We start from the raw sequence: 6,620 nt of genomic DNA, 5'->3' as shown, positions 1-6,620 counted from the left end.
GCATTTCCGGGTCGAGAGCGTGACCCATCGGGCCAGCGCGGCGGCCCACCCGGCTGCGACGTACCTGTTCGTCTCGGAAGCGGAGTGAGGCATCCTTTGAGCGAGGGAGGCGGCCTCACCCGCTCGGATGATGGCGCGTAACGGCCGAGAGCAGAAGGCGCGCCCGGGACTCCCATCAGTTCAGCGGAAGGACGTACTGACGGTGCAGCCGGGCTGCTTCGCTTACATCCGGACGGGTGACTGACAGCGGCCGTGGTCCGCGCCCGTGCACCGCCATGGCATCGGTGACGAAGAGGAGCGCCAGCAGGGCAAGGGCACGGCGAGACATGGTTCCCGCTCCATCCAGTGCGAACCATGCGCGCGAAGCCGTTACCCCTTCGTGAGGCCGCTCACGAAACGGTGCAGGCGGGGCAGATGGGCGGAGTGAGCTCTGTCGGAGGGGAGGCGAGGAAGGCCCCACCGGCCGGATCTGAAAGCCGGTGAGGCCAGCCCGCCAACTTCGGAGCAGTTCGGAGCGGGTGAGGCTACCGTCGGCGCGAAGCGTGAACGACTTCTTCCCTGCCGAGGGCGCGTACGGCCGCGCACGAGGCTCCCTGCTCTTATGCGAATGTGCAGTCCTCGTGTGGGCCGACGCGCAAGGCTTCCCTTTCCGAGGCAGACGACATAATTAATTTTGGTTAGTGGGTACGATCAATACAATTGCTCAGCAAATTGCAAACGCTACTTTCGGCTTACACATACGTTTTCGGGTCGCCCAGCTTCGGAGGCAACGGCGATGTTGTGCGTCGGCCAATCCCAGCTCCGCGACGTTCTTCTCTCCACTGAGCTAGTTACTGCGCCACGGCATGAGCCCGCTGAGGTAGAGCTGCGCTCAGTCCGCGCCCATGTCCGAGGGATCCTGCGGAAGATCCCGGCGCGGAAATTGGATCGAGCGCAGCAAGACTCCTGACGCACTTCGGATTTCGAGATGCCAGCCGCCGGCCTCCGGCAGCTCGCCCTGCGCGCGCAACTCCTCAAGGGCTGCCATCGCTTCAGCCTGCGCTTCCTCAACGTCCTCCGCCTCGGCCCCGATTGGATCCTCAATCGCCTCTTCGGGGCTGACCAGCCTGAAATGAAAGCGCTGCGGCATGACCCGCCCCCGTCCTGAGATCTACAGGCCGAATGGAAGGGCACGAGAGGACGACCCTGCCTGCTTTTGCATGAAGCGAGGGTGTAGGCGCCGCTGTAAACGCCTTTTTCGGTGGCTCGCGGCACGGCCGCCTGGCGCAAAAGGATTAGCGGTTTACCAGATCGACCCCTGGACAGCCTGAGGATCGCCTCTTGCAGCGCCCGGACCCGCCGGGTCGGTGGTCTCAGGCCGCTCGATGCGACGCGAGAAGCTCGTTTAACCTCCCGGCGCAACCCCGACCCTCCCGAACAGTCGAGACTGCCAGGCGAGATAACCGAGACCGGCCGCGACCGCGCAGACGGTGAAGATCAGCCCAACCTCGCCGGACGGCAGACCGCCCATCGTGCTCCTCTGCCCGACTCGGAGCGCTCTCGCCTTCGTACGGATGAAGGTACGGGCCGCCTGGTGGAGTTGATCCTGAGACAGCCGCTCGCGGGCGGCCGGCATGAGTTCGTGGGTGTTTCGGTGAAGGTGCCGGTTCACGCGGAGGGCCGCAGCCTCGAATGCATGGAGCCAACCGTCGGAGCTGCCCCCGCCGCGCTGTGCGAGGGCGGTGAGCGACGGCATGATGTTATCGTGTTCCCTCTGCAAGTCCGTAATGAGCTGTTGGGCTTAGACACGGCAGAGAAGCTGAAATCCGCGCTTGAGCGCTTGGGAGTCCGCTTTATGGACGATGACCAAGGGCGTGCCTGCATCTGCTGTAAACCGCCCGAGAAGCAGCCATAGCAATGCGCGCCGGACTGAATTGGTAGCCTCTCAGGAGGCAGCCTGTTCTTCAGGAAAGCGTCGGCTGCGCCCCGCAATTGTCTCATAAGGATCGCGGGCCGCGTCCAGAGGTGTCTCAGAAGCCTGAAACCGACTGATGCGGGACGCAGAAAGTGTCTCACGGCGGGTGTCTCGGATCGGTATACCCTTCCGTGACAGCAGGAGCTCGGCGCCGAGCGCATGCTCGTTCCAGGAGGCTCTTTGACGGGCCGCGCACGCCCGTTCCAAATCGCATAAGCACCCGTCTGGAACGGGCTCTCGGTGAGCCTGGAACGGTCCATTAGGGCAAGCCCTATTGGAACGACGGCCCAACCGACAGGACCGGCACGTGGATGTTGGTAGAGGGCCGAGGCTATGGTCAGACGGCGATCCGAGCCAGTGTGTCAGAGCATAGGCTCTGGATATTAGCTAATCCGCGCGAGACAAGTTTGGAAATGTACGCAACTCAGCTTCCACATTGACGGCCTATACGCTTCGTGTTCCCTCATCAGAGGGATCACACCCCATCCGGAGCTGGGTCATGGCCACAAACTCGCGCTCTGCCGTCTCCGTCGATCAGGTTAAATCACTGACCCCGAACGGCACCTACGCCGCCGGCGACACCATCACCCTCGCGGTCGACTACCACTCCGCCATAAAGGTGTCCGGCACGCCCGAACTCAGCCTGAACTCGGGTGGGACCGCGGATTTCAGCGGGTATGGCCACAACCACACTGAGCTGCTGTTCACCTATGTGGTCCAGCCCGGCGACTATGCCGCCGATCTCGACGTGATTGGCTACGCCCCAGGCAGCACCGGCTCCGTCACCAGCCCCTTAGGCAAGCCGACGCTGTTTGCGCCGGGCGCCAGCCACACCCTAGCCGCCAACGCGGACCTGCTGATCGATGCCAAGATCAGCCCGACACCGACCTTCACCTATCTGACCGGTGTCAGCGATCCGTCCAATGGCTCCAGCGTCGACCCCGCGATCTCGGGCGACGGGCACTTTGTGGCGTTCAGCAGCCGCGCCACGAACCTGGTGCCGGGGCAGACCGACCTGAATGGCTCTGGCTCGGATATCTTCGTGTACGACGCGGTGGCGAAGACCACCACCAACATCACCAATGATGCCAAGGGCGGCAGCTTCAACCCCGCGATCTCGGCGGACGGGCACTCTGTGACGTTCTTCAGCGACGCCACGAACCTGGTGCCGGGCCAGACCGACCTGAACGGTTCTGTCCTGGACATCTTCGTGTACGATGCGGTGGCGAAGACCACCACCAACATCACCAACGATGCCGAGGGCGGCCTCCACGGCCTCGGCTCCGCCGACCCCGCGATCTCGGCGGATGGGCATTCTGTGACGTTCTGGAGCACCGCCACGAACCTGGTGCCGGGCCAGACCGACCTGAACGGTTCTGTCCTGGACATCTTCCTGTACGACGCGGTGGCGAAGACCACCACCAACATCACCAACGGTGCAAACGGCGGCAACTTCCAGCCCGCGATCTCGGCGGACGGGCACTCTGTGACGTTCTTCAGCAATGCCATGAACCTGGTGCCGGGGCAGACCGACCTGAATGGCTCTGGCTCGGATATCTTCGTGTACGACGCGGTGGCGAAGACCACCACCAACATCACCAACGGTGCAAACGGCGAGAGCCGCGACCCCGCGATCTCGGCGGACGGACACTCTGTGACGTTCTTCAGCGACGCCACGAACCTGGTGCCGGGCCAGACCGACCTGAACGGTGCTACCCAGGACATCTTCGTGTACGATGCGGTGGCGAAGACCACCACCAACATCACCAACGGCGCAAACGGCTACAGCTCCGCCCCCGCGATCTCGGCGGACGGACATTACGTGGCATTCAGCAGCAACGCCACGAACCTGGTGCCGGGGCAGACCGACCTGAATGGCGCTACCTGGGACATCTTCGTGTACGACGCGGTGGCGAAGACCATCACCAACATCACCAATGATGCCAAGGGCGGCAGCTTCAACCCCGCGATCTCGGCGGACGGGCACTCTGTCGTATTCGCCACTCACGCCGCGAACCTGGACGGAACTAGTCACGTAAGCAACGGGCAGACCGACATCGTGCTCTGGCACATTTAGGCGTCGCAATCAGACCCTGGGTGGGATGCGCTCCATAACGCCCAGACAGCGAGCCGCTTCAGAGACGGGAATGCTCGGCTCAGTTCCGATGGAGCAAGCCCTATTGGAACGCTGATCCCCTGATCGTCTCGCGCGTGAAAGAGAAAGAGATTGCTGAGAGCCAGGGGATCGCCGCGGCGAAGGGGCAGTGATCGCCTGCCCTCGCCGCACGGCGGGCGGTTGCGCCCTACAATGCCGCTTGTGCCGCGCACGACCCGTTCCGTTCGTCGCAGCGGCGGCCGGGGCCCCTGCAGGGCGCAGCTTACAGGCTCAGGCGGGTGGGATGAGGTAACCGGCGTTCGCCATGGCGTGGTGCCCCGAATGGTCCGGTTCCGGGCTCGCCGTCAGGCTGCCGAACAGGCCCTGCGCCTCGTTCGCCACGCCCGCCGTGAAGTAGATGCTGTGCGGATCGCCATTCCGAACCCCGGTGCCGGGCTCGAGCGCCCAGAGGTCGCCGATTGTGATCGGGTTGCCCGCAGCATCGTCGAGCTTGCCCAGGAAGTGGAAGCCGTGCGGGTCGTAGACGTTGATCGTGCCGTCCCCGAAATTGCCGACCAGGAGGTCGCCGGAGAATTTCCCGAAATCCGAGGGCGCGATGGCCAGCCCCCAGGGTGAGTTCAGCGGCCCGCCCGAGGCGACCCGGTGCAGCAGGTGTCCGGAGAAGTCGAACTCGTCGACGAAGCCGTTGCCGGGGCCGGCCACGTCGTCGTGCTTGTCCGCATCCTGCAGAGCGAAGGTGACGAACAGGTGGCCGTCGAGGACCTGCGTGTTGAAGGGCGCGTAGCCGGCCGGCAGACACTTGTCGGTGAAGCTGTTGACCTGATGAAACTGGCTGTCGAAGACGTCGACGGTACCGGCATGGAAATTGGCCGCGAACAGGAAGCTGTCGGAGCCTTGATGCTCGAGCGCTAGCCCCTTGTAGACGGCGCCCGACGCGGAGTTGTCGACGGCCAGGACGGAGCTTGTGGGATCGACCGAGGAATTCCAGCCGGAGATCGTCCCGTCCTCCGTCGCGAAGATGAACGTCGAGGATCCGGTGTGGCCGTTCTCGGAGATCGTGAAACCGCTTCCGCTGTCGTTGAAGACCTGCCCGGTCGGGGCGGCATGATCCGTTGAGCCAGGAGGCGCGGCCACCGTGATGGCCGGAAGCCCGCCGATCGGGACCAGGTTGCCGGCGCCATCGTAGACGGTGGTCACCCCGGTGCCGTTGTCCGATACCCAGAGCGGTCCTCCCGGGCCGTGCGAGACGCCCCACGGATTGATCAGGTTGGGATCGGTGAACTCGGCGGGAATTGAGGAATCCGAAGACACCAGGTTGGTCTGGGTGAAGCTGTTGTCGTCTTGCTTGTGATGGTCGTCGTGATGCCGATGATGCAGATGCCCGGCGTCGTGGTGCGCGTAAGCTGAGGCGCTCATGGCCATCCTCCATGGACTGGAGTAGCCCCCGCTGAGCTGCCAAAGGGGTGCCGGCTCAGAACAAAGTTCGCCGAGGCTTCGCGGCCGGCGACGTCTTGGATCAGCCGGGCGAGCCTGTCACGGGCCCGCGGCGGACCAAAACGCTTTTGTTACCGCTGCCGGGCATGGTTTGTGGCGTACTGTACAGGCGCGGCAGGCGGTTAGGCTGGGCACCAAAACACTCAATCAGCGAGCGGAGTGCGGGTGCTCGATCCTGTCGGGCCTCACTTCTTCAAGGATCCATAACGCCCAGTCCGCGAACAGCCCTCGCCGTCCTTGCGCCACCTGCTCTCGGTCGCGCCCCTCGCAGCCTTGCAGATCTCCTGCCCGGCCGGCCTGATCTGGCATAGGCGCCGGCCCCATTTGTCGGTTCTGCGCGTGATCCAGCCCTTCGCAGCCATGTCGGCAAAGGTTTTGGGGCCGATCCCTGCGAGCAGGACCTCCATCTGCTCATCGCCTGAGCCAAGATACCTCAGCGCGGCCGCCTCCCTGTTTTTCGATGCCGTCATAGGGGTCCTCTCAGGGTGAGTAAACGAATTCCTGAGCACAGTTATCACGAGTGTCGGCTCGCGTGTCGACGCACCTTGCGGAGTGAACTCAGCCGCCTCCCTGCTGCTCTGGCCGCTGCGGCTCAATTCAGATCCGTAGAGCCAACATGATGTCAGTAGAGTACAGTACGATAATGGCACCGCCCTCGATGGCCGCATCTCTGTTCGATTGTGTTATTATTTCGTATAATTTTGTTCCTAATCTGATATTATTTTTGGCTTATAAATCAACTTAGCAGACTCATCGCTCGGCCAGAATTTTGTCCATAAGAAGCTCGGCCATAAGACAGTACTCATTTCCGGGATGCCAAAAAGCGTGGTGACGCCTACATTCCTCGTCGAAGCTGGAAGCATCTTGATTTGAGCAACCCCTTCCTTCGGAAGATCGAGCATGGCGCCGTCCTCTCGGACGCGGAGCGGGCCGCGCTGGAGGCGCTCACCCTCATCTGCCGCCCCGTCCCGGCCCGCCACGACATCGTGCCGGACGACGGCGCCGATCGCGTCTGCCTCGTGATGGGCGGCATCGCGGGCCGCTACAAGACGCTTC

Annotated in this window: 4 protein-coding genes and 1 pseudogene; 2 read left to right on the top strand and 3 right to left on the bottom strand. The window is 63.4% G+C overall.

The window, feature by feature from the left end:
• Positions 1-871: 871 nt before the first annotated feature.
• Positions 872-1,129 (bottom strand): DUF6894 family protein, encoded by a 258-nt coding sequence (locus WDW90_RS33530; protein WP_336491999.1) that lies wholly within the window; start codon positions 1,127-1,129, stop codon positions 872-874.
• A 1,324-nt stretch (positions 1,130-2,453) separates the two neighbouring features.
• On the opposite strand from WDW90_RS33530, the gene WDW90_RS33525 reads away from it, so the two are divergent.
• A complete protein-coding gene (locus WDW90_RS33525) occupies positions 2,454-4,031 on the top strand; it encodes a hypothetical protein (RefSeq protein ID WP_336491997.1) in 1,578 nt (525 codons plus the stop codon).
• A gap of 309 nt (positions 4,032-4,340) precedes the next feature.
• Here WDW90_RS33525 and WDW90_RS33520 read toward each other — a convergent pair whose 3' ends face one another.
• Together WDW90_RS33520 and WDW90_RS33515 are read right to left on the bottom strand one after the other, a co-directional pair.
• A complete protein-coding gene (locus WDW90_RS33520) occupies positions 4,341-5,486 on the bottom strand; it encodes a TIGR03118 family protein (RefSeq protein WP_336491996.1) in 1,146 nt (381 codons plus the stop codon).
• Between the two features lie 263 nt (positions 5,487-5,749).
• Complete coding sequence (locus tag WDW90_RS33515; RefSeq protein WP_336491993.1) at positions 5,750-6,034, bottom strand: hypothetical protein; 285 nt, start codon at positions 6,032-6,034, stop codon at positions 5,750-5,752.
• A 399-nt stretch (positions 6,035-6,433) separates the two neighbouring features.
• On the opposite strand from WDW90_RS33515, the pseudogene WDW90_RS33510 reads away from it, so the two are divergent.
• Positions 6,434-6,620: pseudogene (locus WDW90_RS33510) on the top strand (cyclic nucleotide-binding domain-containing protein); the annotation flags it as partial.

It is taken from the genome of Methylobacterium nigriterrae (assembly GCF_037106235.1).
Taxonomy (GTDB): Bacteria; Pseudomonadota; Alphaproteobacteria; order Rhizobiales; family Beijerinckiaceae; genus Methylobacterium; species Methylobacterium nigriterrae.
The sequence above is the reverse complement of the archived record's forward strand: the minus strand, read 5'-3'. Positions and strand labels throughout refer to the sequence as shown.

Coding starts and splice junctions, on each gene's coding strand:
- WDW90_RS33530 (WP_336491999.1), bottom strand. CDS start 1,129: ATGCCGCAGCGCTTTCATTTCAGGCTGGTCAGCCCCGAAGAGGCGATT.
- WDW90_RS33520 (WP_336491996.1), bottom strand. CDS start 5,486: ATGAGCGCCTCAGCTTACGCGCACCACGACGCCGGGCATCTGCATCAT.
- WDW90_RS33515 (WP_336491993.1), bottom strand. CDS start 6,034: ATGACGGCATCGAAAAACAGGGAGGCGGCCGCGCTGAGGTATCTTGGC.
- WDW90_RS33525 (WP_336491997.1), top strand. CDS start 2,454: ATGGCCACAAACTCGCGCTCTGCCGTCTCCGTCGATCAGGTTAAATCA.